The following is a 15,090-nucleotide window of genomic DNA, read 5'->3' as shown; positions in this document are numbered from 1 at the left end:
CGGGCAAAGCGGCGAACCTTGATGTTCTCCTTGATGACGAGGATCAGAGCCTTCAGGGCATCGTCAACCGTGCCGTCGCCCATCTTGCAGGCCATCAGGGCCTCAACATCGGCGGGGTTCTCGTCAGCAACGACCTTGGCCAGGTTCTTGGTGAAGTCAACAAACTTGTCGTTCTTGGCGACGAAGTCGGTCTCGGCGTTGACCTCAACGACAACAGCGCAGTTGTCGAAGGAAACGGCATAGACCATGCCCTCGGCGGCGATGCGGCCAGCCTTCTTGTTGGCAGCAGCCAGGCCCTGCTCGCGCAGGATCTCGATAGCCTTCTCGAAGTCGCCGTCAGCCTGAGTCAGTGCCTTCTTGCACTCCATCATGCCGCAGTCGGTCTGCTTACGCAGCTCCATAACGTCTTTTGCAGAAATAGCCATAGTGCTCAATGTCCTTTCTGAATTGTAGGGAGTAAATCAATCCTCTTTGGTCTCGGCGGCGGGAGCGTCCTGAACGCCCTGCTTGCCCTCCAGCACAGCGCTGGCCATGGCACCGGAGATCAGCTTGACAGCGCGGATAGCGTCGTCGTTGCCGGGGATGACGTAGTCGATCTCATCGGGATCACAGTTGGTATCAACGATAGCAACAATGGGGATGTTCAGCTTGCGGGCCTCGGACACGGCAATGCGCTCCTTGTGGGGGTCCACGATAAACATAGCCTTGGGCAGGCCGTGCATCTCTTTTACGCCGCCCAGAAATTTCTCCAGCTTCTCGATCTCGAGCTGCAGCTTGGCAACTTCCTTTTTGGGCAGCAGCTCAAAGGTGCCGTCCTCGCTCATCTTGCGCAGCTGCTCCAGGCGGTCGATGCGCTTGCGGATGGTGCGGAAGTTGGTGAGCATGCCGCCCAGCCAGCGGGCGTTCACATAGTGCATACCGCAGCGGGTCGCCTCGTCGCGGATGGACTCCTGGGCCTGCTTTTTGGTGCCCACGAACAGGATCTCGCCGCCGTCGGCCGAAACTTCGCGCACGAAGTTATAGGCTTCGTCCAGCTTTTTCACGGTCTTCTGCAGGTCGATGATGTAAATGCCGTTGCGCTCGGTGAAGATGTACTTCGCCATTTTGGGGTTCCAGCGGCGGGTCTGGTGACCAAAGTGCACGCCGGCTTCCAGGAGCTGTTTCATAGATACGACTGCCATTGTAAAATCCTCCAATATTTTGTTTTTGACCTCCGCATTGCCTGCATGTTCGCCCACCCTTGCGGGCACAGGGGAACAAAGCAATGCGTGCGTATTGCCGATATAGTATAGCACAAGCGGCGGCCCATTACAAGCGCCATTTTGAAATTTTTGCCGTTTTTCTGCTTCTCATTCCAGCAGCGCGTATTCCTGCCCAAACATCAGGTCGTATTGCAGCATCCAATGGGCGTTAAACCATTCCTGCTGGGCCTCGGTGAGATCTCCCTGTTCCACCGTGCCGTCCGGCTGCACGGTAACGCCCCGGGTGCGGCTGCGGTAAGAGGAAAGCTGGTTGGCCAGGTGCCCGAACATCACCGGCATCTCCAGGCCGTAAAGCTCCATCATTACCGGGCTGATCTCGTAGGCCGCCACGGTGCCCAGGTCCACCTGCCCCTCCCAGTAATTGCTCCAGATCAAAAGCGGCATCTGGTGCAGCTCGGGGCTCTCGCTGTCGGCGCCCGAGGCATAGCCGGTGGCGGTATACACCTCGTACCCGCTGCCGATGGGGTTATAGTGGTCACCCCAGAACACCAGGATTGTGGGCTCCTCCACGCCGCTGAAATAATCGGTCAGAGCGCCCAGCATTGCGTCGGCCTCCCGCACGCCGGTGGCAAAGTCCCGCAGGGCGCCCAGCGTATGCCCGCTGATGCCGGCCGGGGCGCTTTGAATGCCCACAAGTTCCTCTTCCGGGTAATTCTTTTCGTTATAGGTGGTGTGGTTCTGCATGGTGACCACATGCATGAAGATCGGTTTTTCCGTGTCCCGGTTTTCCCATTCCTCAATCACCCTGCGGCCCATCTCGGCGTCGGTCACAAGCCCCCCCGACCAATCCACCCCGCGCTTTTTTTCGGGGTTCACAAAGTCCTCCAGCGCAATAAACTCGTCGATCCCAAGGTACGGGTAAGCCGTATTGCGGCTCCAGAACTTGGCATAATACCCGTGGATGGCCTGGGTGGCGTACCCCTGTTCTTTCAAATAAGAAGCAATCGAGAACATGGGCTTTGTCACATGCTGCTGGAAGGGCTTGCTGCCCGTGGGCAAAAACTCGGTGGAAAAGCCGGTCAGCGCTTCAAACTCCACATCGCAGGTGCCTCCGCCAAAGCTGGGCGTATAGGCCTTGCCATAGGCCGCCGTTTGGCGCAGGCGGTCCAGGTTCGGGGTCACCGGCTGGTCAAATTCAACCCCATAGTCTTCCAGCTCTCCCACGTCCCAAAACGACTCGTCCATGATAAAAATAATGTTGGGCTGTTTTACCCCGCTCTGCCCCGAGGCTTTGTAGCTGCCCTCGAACACCGGGGCAAGGTCCTGCCGCCTTGCCTGCCCGGCCAGCTCGGTCACCGCCTTTTCGCTGTAGCCCTCGGGCTTGTCCACCTTCAGGTTTTGAATGTTTGTAAGGAAGCCCGCCACCACGCCGTAATTGCGGTAATAGCGGTTCTGCATCCACATATCCGGCAGGATGCCCGCCGAAAGGGAAAGTGTGGGGCTTAAGAAAACGGCCAGCACTGCCGCGGCCCCGGCCAGCGGAGCGGCCAGCCCGAACAGCTTTTGTTTGAGCGGCCATTTTTTCAGGCGGGTCAGGCACGCAGCCGTAAACAGGGCCGCAAAGATCAGCGCGCTCACCCACATGGAAGTCTGCAGCTCCAGGCCCGCCTTGCCCACCACCTGCGTGGCCTCCCCCCACTGGGAAAAATCCCAGGGAAAGAACGGCTCGCCGCGCATTTTCAGCTTATAATAAGTTACTGTGGCAGGCACGCAGCCCGCAAGCCCGGTCACAAGCACCCCCACGCAGGGCAGCCGGGTAAGCCCCGCCGCCAGCAGGTAAAGGAACAAAAAGAGCAGCCAGGTGAGCAGATAACTGTTTAAGTGTGCCAAAAAGTTATCCTTCCAAAAGCCCGCGCCCAGCGAGCCGCGGTGGATCCACTCGGTGCACAGCAGCGTGATCGTGGCCGTGAGCGGCCCCCATATCCAGGTCAGCCAGGCGAGCTTTTGCCGCCAGGCCGCCCTCTCTTTTAACGTTTGCAAAGTTTTTCCCTCCTGGAACAATCGGTCTCAGCCTACCATCGGGGGCGCCGCCGCAAGGGCAGCTGCGCCGCACCTGGCGGCCCGGCCGCTTGGGCCGGGCCGCCAGGGCCCATTATATCACTGTTTTTCAGGAAAACAGCCCGCTGAGAAAACTTGGTTTTCTTCGGGGAGCCTCGGCCGGCAGCGGCGTGTGGACCAAAATCACGTCCGCCCCCACCGTGTCGATCTCCGCCCAGGGAATAAACACATCCTCCTGCCGGCCCAGAAATCCAAACAACTTGGGCCGCCCCAAAAGCACCAGCCCTTCGATCTGGGCGGTCTGGGTGTTGAATCGCAGATCGTCTGCGCGGCCCAGGTTCGCCCCCTGTTCCACCTGAACTACATCCTTTTTACAAAGCTCAGACAGTGTCAAGCCCCTCTCCCCCTCTGGGCGCTATAAATTATTACGCTTTACAGCCCCCTAAAATTTCAAAACTTTGTAAAATGATATGCCGGATTTTGTATCTTAGCACGAAATAGTGTATAATAAATGAAAAATTGGTTGTCCATAAGGAGAATCGCGGTATGTATAGGAACATCGTGTTTGATCTCGGGGGCGTGGTGGTGGATTACGACCCGCACACCTTTTTGTTGGAGCGCTTTTTTGACGAAGCGGTTGAGAGCAAGGTCCACGAGATCGTATTCGGCAGCAAGGAATGGCGGCAGCTGGATGCGGGCGAGATCACCCGGGCCGGGGCAAATGCCGTTATGCTGGAAAAGGCCAGGGAGGCCGGCTGCCTGTTCGAGGTTCAAAGTGTGCTGGACGACTGGATGCGCACTTTGAAGACCCGCCGCAAAACGGTGGAGATCATAAAGCGGCTCAAAAAAATGGGCTTTTCGATCTACTATCTGTCCAACATTGCGCAGGATACCCTGGAAGAGCTTAAAAAGCGGGACTTCTGGCCCCTGTTCGAGGGGGGCGTCGCCTCCTGCGAGGCGGGCACCAACAAGCCGGACGCCCGTATTTATGAACTGCTGATCACAAAGTATCTGCTGGACCGCACCGAAACGATTTTTGTGGACGACAACAAGCTGAACGCCAACGCCGCTTACGAGCTTGGCATTACAGGCATCCATTACAAAGGCGGCCCCGCGTTTATCCGGGCGCTCAACGCCTGTGGAATTCCCATTAAAGAACATTTATTGTGGTGAGCGGCGGCGCCGCCGGCCCGGGAGAGTTTCTCCCGGGCCCTTTCTTTTTTGACAGGCTTTTCCGAAAAAACGCGCTACACTGAAAAGCGGACGGGGCTTCACGAGGCTCCGGTGGAGGTGCTGCGCTTTGAAGACCGTGGTGTATCTGGACATTCTCCTGCTGGTAAACTTTCTTATCGGCTATTTTCTGCTGCGGGCCGCCGCGCGCCTTGCCGGGGCGGATCTCGGTACAGGCAGGGCGCTGGCCGGGGCGGCGGCAAGCGCCCTTTCCACCCTGATTCTGCTGGCCCCCGAGCTTCCGGGCTGGCTGGGCGCGGCCTACAAGCTTGCCACGGCCGCCGCCATCGTGCTTATCGCCTTTGGCTACAAGGGCTGGCGGCCTTTTCTGCGGGCATGCGTCTGGTTTTTCATATTAAACCTGGGCCTTGCCGGGCTGGTGCTGCTGGCAGTCTACCGGGGCGGTTTTTCCGGCATGCAGGTGAACAATTTCAGCGTCTATATCAATCTTTCCCCCGTGGTGCTGCTGCTGGCTGTGCTGTGCATGTATCTTCTGATCCGGCTGCTGCTTGCGCTGTTTGGCCGGCCTGGCCCGGAAAATCTCTGGCGGCTGCAATTTGCGCTGGCCGGTGCCCCCCCGGTGGAGCTTCAGGCTTTTTACGACACCGGCTTCTTTTTACAGGACCCTCTCAGCGGCTGCCAGGCGCTGCTGGTGAGCTGGCCCGGGGCCAAAAATCAGCTGCCCGCCGAACTGAACGACTTTTTGCGGGAATATTTTTCGGGCGGCAGCCCCCTGCCGCCCGCCGGCTACCGGCTGCGGCTCGTGCCTTGTAAAAGTGCCGCGGGCCAGCGCGCCCTGCCGGGGTTCATCGCGGCCAGCGCCGCGCTGCGCGGCGGGCAGGGCGCCTATGGGGGCGACGGAGCCACCGTGGTGTTTACCGACCAGTCTCTGCGGGACGGGCAGTTCCAGGCACTGTTTGGCAGCGAATTTTTACACAGCGAAACAAAAAGGAGGAAATCGACATGTACAAAGGATGGTTGACCCGGCTGCGGCTGTGGGCAAGGGGCGCCCTTGCGCGGCTGCGCATGCCCGGCGCCGCCTATTATATCAACGGGCCCGACACCCTGCCCCCGCCCCTTACCCCGGCCGAAGAAAAGCTCGTGTTCCAGGGGCTGGAAGAGGGCAGGCAGAGCTGCCGCGATATCCTGATCACCCATAACCTGCGCCTGGTGGTCTACATTGCCCGCAAGTTCGAGAGCAGCGGCATCCCTGTAGAGGATATTATCTCCATCGGTACCATTGGCCTGATCAAGGCAGTGAACACCTTCGCCCCCTCCAAAAACATCAAACTTGCCACCTATGCCAGCCGCTGCATCGAAAACGAGATTCTGATGTATCTGCGCAAAAGCAGCAACCGCCGCCAGGAAACCAGCATCGACGAACCCCTGAATACCGACGGCGACGGCAACGAGCTGCTGCTCTCGGACGTGCTGGGCAGCGACCAGAACCAGATCGGTGCGCAGCTGGAACAGGATGCCGAAAAAGATATGCTGCGCCAGGCTGTAGACCGGCTTGGTCCCCGGGAAAAGCAGATCATGCAGATGCGGTTTGGCCTGGCGGACGGAGTGGAGCATACGCAAAAAGAAGTGGCCGACTTCATCGGCATCTCACAAAGCTACATTTCCCGGCTGGAAAAACGCATCATTCAGCGGCTGCGGAGGGACCTGGAAAAAATGACCTGAACACCTGGTTTCACCAAACAGGGCGCGCGGCGGGAAGCTTCCCGCCGCGCGCCCTGTTTTTTCAGCTTTCCACTGTTTCGGTTTCCCGCACAAAATCGTCCAGCATGCCGCCCACAAGGCCCATCTGGGTGCGCTCAAAATAGAGCGCATAGTCAAACTCGTCCTTTGTCCAGGTCATCAGCGCTTCCCCGCCCGGGTTTTGCTGCACCACCACCCGCACACCGTCTTCATAGGTCACGGTGCGCTGCTCGTAATTCTGCTGAAACTCCTCCAGCCGCAGCGGCACGCCCTTGCGGGCAATGCGCAGAATGGCCTTCCATTCCGGGTCGATCACAAACTCCAGCTGCGCCACTTTGCGCCCGATCAGGTATACGCTTTCCAGCCGCACGATCTCATCGCCCGGCAGGTTTGTGACCTTGAACCCGGCGTAATTCGTAAAATCCGGCTTGTCGAATGGGCGCTTTTCCCGGTCCTTCTTTGCAATCCACAGCGCCCGCAGCACCGTGAGCAGGATCGCCAGAAGCACGATACACCCTACTGCCAGCGCGATCCACATTTTTTGATTCATCACGCATCCCTCCCAATTCCAGCTTACTTTTAATGTATGCGGCCGGGGCGTGCATGTGCAGGTTTTACCAGTTCCGAATCTGTTTGTTCCCATTCCTGCGGGGCCATACTGTTTGCAGGCGTTTTGCAGGGCAGGCCAAAATGTTTTTTTGCTTTTGCCCAACAAGGTTCGGAGTGTGAAGAGTTTTGTATTATAATAAAGTGGAGATCTGCGGGGTGAACACCGCCAAGCTTCCGGTGCTGAAGGAAAAAGAAAAGGCGGAGCTGCTGCGCGCGGCCCGGGCGGGCGATCAGGAGGCCCGGCAGAAAATGATCCAGGGAAACCTGCGCCTGGTGCTGAGCGTGGTGCAGAAATTCACCGGCCGGGGCGAAAACATGGACGATCTGTTCCAGGTGGGGTGCATCGGGCTGATCAAGGCCATCGACCATTTTGACCCGGATTTGAACGTGCGCTTTTCCACCTATGGCGTGCCCATGATCGTGGGCGAGATCCGCCGCTTCCTGCGCGACAACAACGCCGTGCGGGTGAGCCGTTCGGTGCGCGACACCGCCTACCGCGCCATGCAGGCCAAGGAACAGCTGCAAAAAGAGCTGGGCCGGGAACCTCATATCACCGAGATCGCAAAACGGGTGGAGCTGCCCGCCGCAACCGTTACCCTGGCGCTGGAAAGCGTGGTGGACCCGGTGAGCCTTTACGAGCCGGTGTATAATGATGGTGGGGACACGATCTACGTGATGGATCAGATCGGCGACAACGGCGGCGAGGAGAGCTGGATCAGCGGCATCATGTTCAAGGACACGGTGAAAGAGCTCACCGACCGGGAAAAAAAGATCATGGCCCTGCGTTACCTTTCGGGCAAAACCCAGGTCGAGGTAGCCCGGGAAATCGGCATCAGCCAGGCGCAGGTGAGCCGGCTGGAAAAAAGCGCCCTGGGGCGCATCAAAGACAGACTGTAAAGCAAAACTCCCTGCCAGCTTTTTTGACAGGGCATGCAAAGGAGCGAATGCCTTATGTGCGGCCGGTATCAGTTCACTGCGGTGGAAAACGAGAGCATCCGCCGTATTTTGCAGGCGGTGGAGCAGCAGTATGGGCCCGGGGCCTGGCAGCCCGGCGAGGTCTTCCCCTCGGCCCCCGCGCCGGTGCTCATCCAGACCGAAAGCGGCGTGGCCGCAAGGCTGGCGCTGTGGGGCTTTCCCGGTGGGCAGAGGGGCCTTATCATCAACGCCCGGGCCGAAACGGCCGAGCAGCGCCCCATGTTCCGCGAGCTGGTGGCAAGCGGTCGGTGCGTGGTGCCCACCTCGGGCTTTTACGAGTGGGACGCCGCGCGCCACAAATACCTGTTCCGCCTGCCGGGCAGCGAGGCGGTGTACCTGGCCGGGCTTTGGGAGCAAACGGAGGAGGAGGCGCACTTCACCATCCTCACCACCGCACCCAACGCTTCAGTGTCCGATGTGCACGACCGCATGCCTCTGGTGCTTCCCCCCAAAGCGGTCCGCCCCTGGCTGTCAGACGAAGCCGCCGCCCGCCGCCTTCTGCACGCCGAGCCCCCGCCTCTGCACAGCACGGCCGAAAGCGGCCAGCTGCGCATGTGGTAACGCGGCAAGAGGACCAGGCTGTTTTCAGCCGGGCCCTCTTGCCGCGCTTTTCTTATTTGCTGTGCTTTTCTTAGATGAGACGCCTTACTCGCTTTGGTGAATGGTCACATACCCCACCGCCTCTTCCAGGCAGGCGTCGTACCCCTTTTCACCCGCCACATAGGCGTCAAAATAGCTCATCACCTGATCGGTGGAATAGGTGTAATACGCTTCGCCCACCTGTGCGCTGATTTCAGCGAACGCCTCCGCCACCTCCTGCTCCACTGTTGTCATTGGAATTTTGGTAACTGAGCCGTCGGCGTTTCGATAATGCAGCGTCTGCGCCCGGCCCAGCTGAAAATAGTCCACGATCCCCCGGTTGCCCGCCAACAGAACGCCCTGCCCCACTTCCCCGGCCATCGAGGTACCTTTCGTGGCCTGCGGCAGGTACCGGGGGATGTCCTGGTAGTTTGTGAGAAGAAGTTTTACAAAATCCCAGGCGTTCTGCAGGTTTTCGCTTTGCGCGTTGATCGCCGCAAAGTATACGATCGCGCCGTTCAGACTGCCCTGTTCGTTCTTTAATGTGAAATAGGTGGCCCTTCCCAGGTTTTGAAAGGTGCCCAAGCGTTTGAGCACCTGATTATCGTTGTTGCCATAAAACAGGTATTTTCCACTTTCCAGCGCAAAATAGGGCCGGAACAGATCCTCCGCATCAATACCCAGTTCCTTCTGCCGTTCTGTGTTGCGAAGGCAAATCTCCAGCACCTCCCGGAAGGCATCGCTCTGAAGCGTTTCGGTATCCAGCTCTGTAAAAAGGGACTGCACGATCGTGCGGTATTGCACTCCGGTGTTATTGAACAGCGCCATTTCCGGGTTCTCTTGCAAAAACGCCTTCGCGTGGCCGCAAAATTCCTTCGCGGTGTAGCTGTGCAGGCCCTCAAAATCGCTCTTGGCAAGCAGCTCCTCGGTGCTGCCAAAGGTGTTCACCGTAAAGAACAACGGCATGATCACCCGTTTCCCATCAAAAACGCCCCGGTCGATCACGGCCTTCTGGTACCCCTCATCCAAGGTAAAAGAGGCATCCTTTTCAAGCAGCCGGTCCATGTCGTAAAACACCCCGCTGCCCGCCAGCTTTTCCAGGTCCTGCGCCCAGCACGCGTCCACAATCACGTCCGGGCCGTCGCCGCCCGCCAAGGCCGTTTTCAGCGCCGCCTGCGCGGCGCTTTCTTCCATTGTCTCGTCCGTGGGCAGTTTATAAAACGAGGTCTTAACAGCGGCGTGCTCTTTTTGAAAGGTGCTGAGCACATTCGTGTATTCCGAAATGTCATATTTTGTGGAGTCACCCGCATAGATCAAGAGTTCGGTATTGAGCTGTGGCACCTCGCTTTTGCACCCCGCAAGCAGCAGGCCTGCAGCCAAAATAGCAGCGCCCAGAACCATTCTCCTTTTCATGCTGTTTTCTCCCTTCCTTCAAAAAAAATCGCTGCCGACAAGCAATACTCCGCCAAGGCGATCGCCAGCATCAAAAGGGTGCTGAAAACACATTGGCTTATGTAAAAGCTCACATCGCCCCCCTGCCGGCTGCCAAATTGCAAAAGCGCCAAAAATTCGCCCCAATAATGGCTCAGATCAAAAATATTGTCGCTGGGCAAGAGAGCGGGCGGGGCCGAAAGCAGGAAGGTGGTCACAGCGGCCGCTGCCGCGCCAAGCCCCATGCCGGGGCCGACGATCTTCCAATAAGTCCCGAGCCCTCTTTGCAGGTATTTGTGAAAAACGCACTTTAACAGGAACAGCGCGCAAACTGCCAGCGCACAGACTGCGGTATTGCGTATCGCGGCGGCCATTTTTTTCAGCGAGGTCAGATCGACAATGTTTTCTTCCGAAACATAAGCCCCGCTGTATTGGGCAAGGGCGGCGGCCACGCCAGCCTTACTGTCCGTCTTGCGCGAAAATCCGCACCAGGTCAGCCCTTTGCCCTCCATGCTGCCCTCCTGGCTGTTGGCGGGAATGTATACCCGCGGAAGGCCGTCGGCAAACATTGGCTCAAGGCCGTTTGTTCTGGCTTTTACCACACCACAAACGGTATATTCCGTATCGCCTACCCACAGCTTGCGCCCGCACGCCTTTGCCGTCATAAAAAAGCGAACAGCCAATGTTTCATCTATCACGGCCCAACGATTTTCTTCCATCGCCGCCGATTCCCGGTAAAAAGCGCCGAAAGCAACCCGCCCCTGCAAAAGCGCCTGCATATCGCCGCTCGTGGAGGCCAGCGACACCGTTGCCGTGGTGCCCTGGTAGCTGCAGGACGCGGCACTTAAACAATAGCCCGCAATGTCGCTGCCATCGGTGGCGGAAAGCGTCCCTTTTTGCACCAACTCGGGAAGGATGTAACCGTCCGGCACCGAACAGGCGATCCGGGCGACAAGTCCGCCGCAGCAGAGCGTCAGGGCCAAAACGAACCCCAACAGGATCTCTTTTTTGATAAGTAGCTTCATCTTAGGCCACCGCCTTAAGGGCTACTTCGCTACCATCTTGGATTGGCTTGCTGGCGCTCACCACGATCTCGCAGCCATTTAAAGATTCTTCGCTGTTCTGCGGCCGGACCGCCGCGTGGATGTTGTCTTCGTCCAGAAGCACCACCGTTTTGGTGGACACGGTGTATTGCCTGCTGAAAAGCCCCTCTTCTTCCGTTACAATATAAATGAAATTTTGCCCTGCCTGGTCGGTTTGAACGCAGGAGCGCGGCACCACGTGATCATAAGTATTCTCTTTTAAAACCATGGTCGCCTGGTAGCTTTGGGCGCTGTCCAAAACTGTTTCAGGCGGCAGCAGGGCCTGGTAGCTCCAGGATAGGTCCTCCTGCTGCTTTTTTACCGCCACCTCCAGCTCCAGCGGCAAGCCGTCGTTTTCGGCCTTGCTGTCGGTGCTGCTGATCGTCACCCTGCCCACATCAAGATATCGCGGCCCCGCGGCCTTGCTCATGCTCCACACCACGCGCTGCTGCTGTGTGGCAAGCTCGTATTCCACGTAGATCTGATACGCGCTCAGCCGCGCGCCGGGGCTTGCCAAAAGCGAGCGGATGGTTCCGCTGCACGTGGCCGTTACAATGCCGTTTTTGGGCGTGCCGGAGGCCGTCATCCGCTGGTATTCCAGCCTTGCGGCCTCCAGCTTGGTGTTCAGCACCAGCCGGTCACCGCCCGTCCAATCGGTCGCGTTGATGTAATTTTGCTGCTCCTGGATATCCGCCTGCATCTGCCGCAGCCTGGCGGTATATTCCAGCATGTCGATCTGGAACAGCGGCTCCCCTTTTTGAACCACCTCCCCGGCCGAGGCGTAAACCTCTTTTACCGTCCACTCGGTGGGCGCCGCGTCCTGCACCTGCTCGGTCACATCCATCACGCTGGCGGCGGCCACACTTTGAACCGTTATGATGTTGCGCGAGGGCTTGACGGTTTCCACAATGGGCAGCAGCTTTTGATAAACGACCTGTGAGATCACCGTGCACAGCAAAAGAGCCGCCAGGATCAAAAGCGCCGCTTGCAGGATCGTTTTCTTTTGCTTTGTCATAATACACCTCGTCTGCCGGTCGGTTCAGCGTTTTAGGTTTGTTTCACCGATCCCTCTCAAAAGCTCATCCCGAAAAAACAAAAACAACAAAAACGGAAATAGCAGCGCCAGCATGCCGCACACAAAACTCAGCGACAGGTTTTTTTCAAGATTGCTCGCCAAAAACACCGAAATAGGGTACTTTTGCTCGCTCTGCAAAAAAATCAGCGGCTGTTCCACCATGTTCCACGCGTCAATAAAGCTTAGCACCGCAACGGTGCCCCAGCCATGCGCGGCGCAGGGCGCCGCCACAAACCGCAGCACGGCGGGGTAATTCGCACTGTCCAGGCGCGCGGCCTCGATCAATTCGTCCGGCAGGTCGTTAAAGCATTGATACATCAAAAAAACGCCGAATGCCGAAAACGCCATGGGCAAGATCAAGCTCCAGCTGCTGCCCAGCAAAGCGAGCTTGTTCAGGATGATATAGTTCGACACCAAACTCACCTGCAGCGGCATCAACATCATTAATACGATCAAAAAAACAATCGCCTTTTTAAACGGCACAAACAATTTTGAAAGTGCGAACCCCGCAAAAATGGAGATCACGGTTTGAAGCGCGGCGATCGCTCCGGCCAAAAACAGGGAGTTCCAGAATTTTATCAGATAATCCGGGCGGCGCAAAAAGACCTGGTAGTAAGAGCTCAGCGTGAGCATATCCGGCCAGAGGTGAAATAAAAAATTCGATTGCTCGGAACTATAGTAAGCAAGCACCTCCTGCGGGCTCATGAACGAGCAACCCAGCAGATACACACAGGGGAACAGCGCAAAAAGAGCGCTTACCCACAAAATACATAAGGCCGCCTTTTTCATGTGGCATCCCTTCTCATGTAATTCCATAGCAGTGTAATGATCGTTCCAACCACCACAAACAGGCTGATCGCGGCCACCGACAGCCTCGCGTAATTGGCATTCTGGAAATTGTTGTTTAAAAAGTGCTGCAGCATATAAATCGAGGTATTGGGCGTGTCCCCGCCCAGTAGATAAGCCTCGCGGAAGCTTTTAAAGGAATTTGCGATCGAAACCACCAACACAAAAAACATGGTGGGCAGCAGCAGCGGAAAGGTGATATGGGTGAAGGTCTTCCAGGCGGACGCGCCGTCAATCTTGGCCGCCTCGATGCATTCAGGGGGGATCGAGTTTAGCCCCGCCAGCAGCAGCACGACGTTGTAGCCCACGTTTTTCCACAAATACAGCCCCACCAGCACCCAAAAGCTCCACTGGGAGTGAAGCCACGGCTTGCCCTGGCCCCCCAGCAAAGTCAGCATCCCGTTCACAATGCCGTTGTCGTTCAAAAACATTTTCAGAATGATCACGGTCGCGGCGACGGGGACCACCAGCGGGAATAAAAAAACCGACTGGAAGATCACATTTTTTTTGCAAACACCGTGAATGAGCATGGCCAGCAAAAGCGCCAACACCATGATCAGCGGAAGGCACACCGCCAAAAACCGCAGCGTGTTTGCCAGCGCAAGCCGAAACGCTTCTCTTGCAAACACGCCCGCATAGTTCTGCAGAAAAACAAATTCCCGGTTCTGCAAAAATGTGTACACCACGCTCATACCGAAGGGCAGCAGATAAAACACCCCAAACCCGACCAAAAAGGGTGCAAAAAAAGCGATCCCCCATACGTACTGCTCGTTTGGCTTTTTTCGCATTGTCGCCTGCCTATTTTGTTGTATCTGGATCATAAATTCATCTGCCTTTAGCCATAAGGGCGCCTAACTGATAACACCCAAGTACCTTTGCTGGTATTTATTCACTTTGATGAATCGTTACATACCCCACCACCTCTTCCAGGCAGGCGTCGTACCCCTTGTTAAGTAAATCAAAAAAGCTCTACACAATGTAGTTTCATTCTTATACTACACTATGTAGAGACATTTTTCAACTTTTATCAAACAAAAAAGCCCCGTGCACAGAACCAAAGGAAATGGACATTGAATAAAAAAGCCTCCAATCGTAGAATGGAAGTACGATTGGGGGCTTTTGACATGGCAGGCATCAAAGGAGTAAAGCATTACCCACAAGCAATCAAAGAGGCCGTTCGAGAAGACCGTAAGCAAGGCGCGAGCTTAAAAAGTCTAAGCAGGAAATATGGGGTGAGTAAGTACTCCATCCAAAGTTGGTGCGGTTTACGCCCAGAGGTGGAGCTGCGCCATGCAGCACCACTTCCGAAAGGCCGTCCAATAACAAACCCGGAAACACAAGAGCAAGTGATTAAGCGTTTGAAAATGGAGAATGAGTTGCTGCGAAATTTTCTGTCAGCCGTTGGAAGGGAGTGAAACCCAGCTTAAAATATCGCCTGATAGAGCACTGTGCCGGAAGGTATCCGATTTCGGACATGTGCAAATTCTATGGCGTATCCCGCAGCGGATACTACCGCTATCAGCAACACAAGGAAGTCCCGGCAAAGGACGCCTCGCTTGCCGAGCTGATTGCAGAATGCCAGAGTATGCGCGGAAGGATACACGGCTACCGCTATATACAGTTGTGGTTAGAAAAGGACAAGGGGATCCACAAGAATCCTAAGACCGTGCTGCGTGTCATGCGCAAGTATGGCTTGCTGAGTGAGATCCGGCGCAAGCGATGGCAAGGTTGCGGACAAGCTGTGCATCGTTATGCCAATATACTAGACCGCAACTTTACAGCGGAGCACCCCAACCAGAAATGGGTTACCGATATTTCCTATATCCCCACAGCACAAGGCTTTCTCTACCTATCTGTTATCCGTGACCTGTTTGACAACAGCATGGTTGCTTACAAGACCAGTAGGCGGCAGACCATTAAACTTGTGTTGGGCACGGTGCGGGCTGCCCTGCAAAAAGAGAAGGTCGCCGGGGAGTTACAGCTCCACAGCGACCAAGGGTTTCAATACACCTCGCAAGCATATTTTACCCTAACTCAAGAATATGGCATTACACCCTCCATGTCAAGGCGTGGAGACCCGTATGACAATGCTATGGCTGAAAATTTCTTTTCTATGCTTAAAACCGAGTGTATTTCAAGGCAGAAAATACAGTCCTTTGAGCAAGCACAGCAGCTTATCGATGACTATATCCATTTTTACAACTTTGAGCGGTTTCAATTAAAATACCGTCTGACTCCGTTTCAAATACGGTGCCAGACGGTGTAATCCTGAGATATTCTGCGATTGGCTTTCCTTTTTACT

Annotated in this window: 17 protein-coding genes; 7 read left to right on the top strand and 10 right to left on the bottom strand. The window is 56.3% G+C overall.

Annotated elements, in window-relative coordinates:
- The 4 genes from tsf to ACMLHZ_RS01210 all read right to left on the bottom strand — a co-directional run.
- Nucleotides 1–425 (bottom strand): translation elongation factor Ts (gene tsf, locus ACMLHZ_RS01225; RefSeq protein ID WP_418665993.1); only part of this gene is annotated, 425 nt, incomplete at its 3' end.
- A 36-nt stretch (nucleotides 426–461) separates the two neighbouring features.
- A complete protein-coding gene (gene rpsB, locus ACMLHZ_RS01220) occupies nucleotides 462–1,181 on the bottom strand; it encodes a 30S ribosomal protein S2 (RefSeq protein WP_418665992.1) in 720 nt (239 codons plus the stop codon).
- Nucleotides 1,182–1,349: 168 nt separating this feature from the next.
- Nucleotides 1,350–3,242 (bottom strand): LTA synthase family protein, encoded by a 1,893-nt coding sequence (locus ACMLHZ_RS01215; protein WP_418665991.1) that lies wholly within the window; start codon nucleotides 3,240–3,242, stop codon nucleotides 1,350–1,352.
- Nucleotides 3,243–3,369: 127 nt separating this feature from the next.
- A complete protein-coding gene (locus ACMLHZ_RS01210; protein WP_177566049.1) occupies nucleotides 3,370–3,654 on the bottom strand; it encodes a PRC-barrel domain-containing protein in 285 nt (94 codons plus the stop codon).
- A gap of 152 nt (nucleotides 3,655–3,806) precedes the next feature.
- On the opposite strand from ACMLHZ_RS01210, the gene ACMLHZ_RS01205 reads away from it, so the two are divergent.
- From ACMLHZ_RS01205 to sigE, 3 genes are all read left to right on the top strand, one after another.
- The gene (locus tag ACMLHZ_RS01205) at nucleotides 3,807–4,433 is read left to right on the top strand and encodes an HAD family hydrolase (protein WP_418665990.1); all 627 of its coding nucleotides are present in this window, start codon (nucleotides 3,807–3,809) and stop codon (nucleotides 4,431–4,433) included.
- A gap of 136 nt (nucleotides 4,434–4,569) precedes the next feature.
- Nucleotides 4,570–5,472: a sigma-E processing peptidase SpoIIGA gene (locus tag ACMLHZ_RS01200; RefSeq protein WP_418665994.1), complete on the top strand. Its 903-nt coding sequence runs from the start codon at nucleotides 4,570–4,572 to the stop codon at nucleotides 5,470–5,472.
- Entirely contained in the window at nucleotides 5,454–6,173 is a 720-nt protein-coding gene (gene sigE, locus ACMLHZ_RS01195) for an RNA polymerase sporulation sigma factor SigE (RefSeq protein ID WP_418665989.1), read from the top strand. Before ACMLHZ_RS01200 ends, sigE begins: the two co-directional genes overlap by 19 nt.
- Nucleotides 6,174–6,234: 61 nt before the next feature.
- Here sigE and ACMLHZ_RS01190 read toward each other — a convergent pair whose 3' ends face one another.
- Nucleotides 6,235–6,741, bottom strand: coding sequence for a hypothetical protein (locus ACMLHZ_RS01190; protein ID WP_418665988.1), 507 nt, complete (start codon nucleotides 6,739–6,741; stop codon nucleotides 6,235–6,237).
- Nucleotides 6,742–6,926: 185 nt separating this feature from the next.
- On the opposite strand from ACMLHZ_RS01190, the gene sigG reads away from it, so the two are divergent.
- Both sigG and ACMLHZ_RS01180 read left to right on the top strand, forming a co-directional pair.
- Complete coding sequence (gene sigG, locus ACMLHZ_RS01185; RefSeq protein ID WP_177566039.1) at nucleotides 6,927–7,697, top strand: RNA polymerase sporulation sigma factor SigG; 771 nt, start codon at nucleotides 6,927–6,929, stop codon at nucleotides 7,695–7,697.
- A gap of 54 nt (nucleotides 7,698–7,751) precedes the next feature.
- Nucleotides 7,752–8,336, top strand: a complete 585-nt coding sequence (locus tag ACMLHZ_RS01180; RefSeq protein ID WP_418665987.1) for an SOS response-associated peptidase — start codon at nucleotides 7,752–7,754, stop codon at nucleotides 8,334–8,336.
- A gap of 84 nt (nucleotides 8,337–8,420) precedes the next feature.
- Here ACMLHZ_RS01180 and ACMLHZ_RS01175 read toward each other — a convergent pair whose 3' ends face one another.
- From ACMLHZ_RS01175 to ACMLHZ_RS01155, 5 genes are read right to left on the bottom strand one after another with little or no spacing between them, the layout of a single operon-like run.
- Nucleotides 8,421–9,767, bottom strand: a complete 1,347-nt coding sequence (locus ACMLHZ_RS01175) for a hypothetical protein (protein WP_418665986.1) — start codon at nucleotides 9,765–9,767, stop codon at nucleotides 8,421–8,423.
- Nucleotides 9,764–10,810 carry an ABC transporter permease gene (locus ACMLHZ_RS01170; RefSeq protein WP_418665985.1) on the bottom strand — a complete coding sequence of 349 codons (1,047 nt, stop codon included), beginning with the start codon at nucleotides 10,808–10,810 and terminating at the stop codon, nucleotides 9,764–9,766. The genes ACMLHZ_RS01175 and ACMLHZ_RS01170 overlap by 4 nt, the downstream gene beginning before the upstream one ends.
- 1 nt (nucleotide 10,811) lies before the next feature.
- Nucleotides 10,812–11,882: a biotin/lipoyl-binding protein gene (locus tag ACMLHZ_RS01165; RefSeq protein ID WP_418665984.1), complete on the bottom strand. Its 1,071-nt coding sequence runs from the start codon at nucleotides 11,880–11,882 to the stop codon at nucleotides 10,812–10,814.
- Between the two features lie 24 nt (nucleotides 11,883–11,906).
- Nucleotides 11,907–12,731 carry a carbohydrate ABC transporter permease gene (locus ACMLHZ_RS01160; RefSeq protein WP_418665983.1) on the bottom strand — a complete coding sequence of 275 codons (825 nt, stop codon included), beginning with the start codon at nucleotides 12,729–12,731 and terminating at the stop codon, nucleotides 11,907–11,909.
- Complete coding sequence (locus ACMLHZ_RS01155) at nucleotides 12,728–13,576, bottom strand: carbohydrate ABC transporter permease (RefSeq protein ID WP_418665982.1); 849 nt, start codon at nucleotides 13,574–13,576, stop codon at nucleotides 12,728–12,730. The genes ACMLHZ_RS01160 and ACMLHZ_RS01155 overlap by 4 nt, the downstream gene beginning before the upstream one ends.
- Nucleotides 13,577–13,912: 336 nt before the next feature.
- Between ACMLHZ_RS01155 and ACMLHZ_RS01150 the strand changes: the two genes are divergently transcribed.
- Together ACMLHZ_RS01150 and ACMLHZ_RS01145 are read left to right on the top strand one after the other, a co-directional pair.
- Nucleotides 13,913–14,203 (top strand): transposase, encoded by a 291-nt coding sequence (locus tag ACMLHZ_RS01150; protein ID WP_418665981.1) that lies wholly within the window; start codon nucleotides 13,913–13,915, stop codon nucleotides 14,201–14,203.
- On the top strand, nucleotides 14,200–15,054 hold the full coding sequence (locus ACMLHZ_RS01145) for an IS3 family transposase (RefSeq protein ID WP_418665980.1): 855 nt from the start codon (nucleotides 14,200–14,202) through the stop codon (nucleotides 15,052–15,054). The genes ACMLHZ_RS01150 and ACMLHZ_RS01145 overlap by 4 nt, the downstream gene beginning before the upstream one ends.
- Nucleotides 15,055–15,090 lie beyond the last annotated feature (36 nt).

This window comes from Allofournierella sp. (assembly GCF_048388525.1).
Lineage (GTDB): Bacteria > Bacillota > Clostridia > Oscillospirales > Ruminococcaceae > BQOK01.
This window is presented reverse-complemented; position numbering and strand designations above follow the sequence as displayed.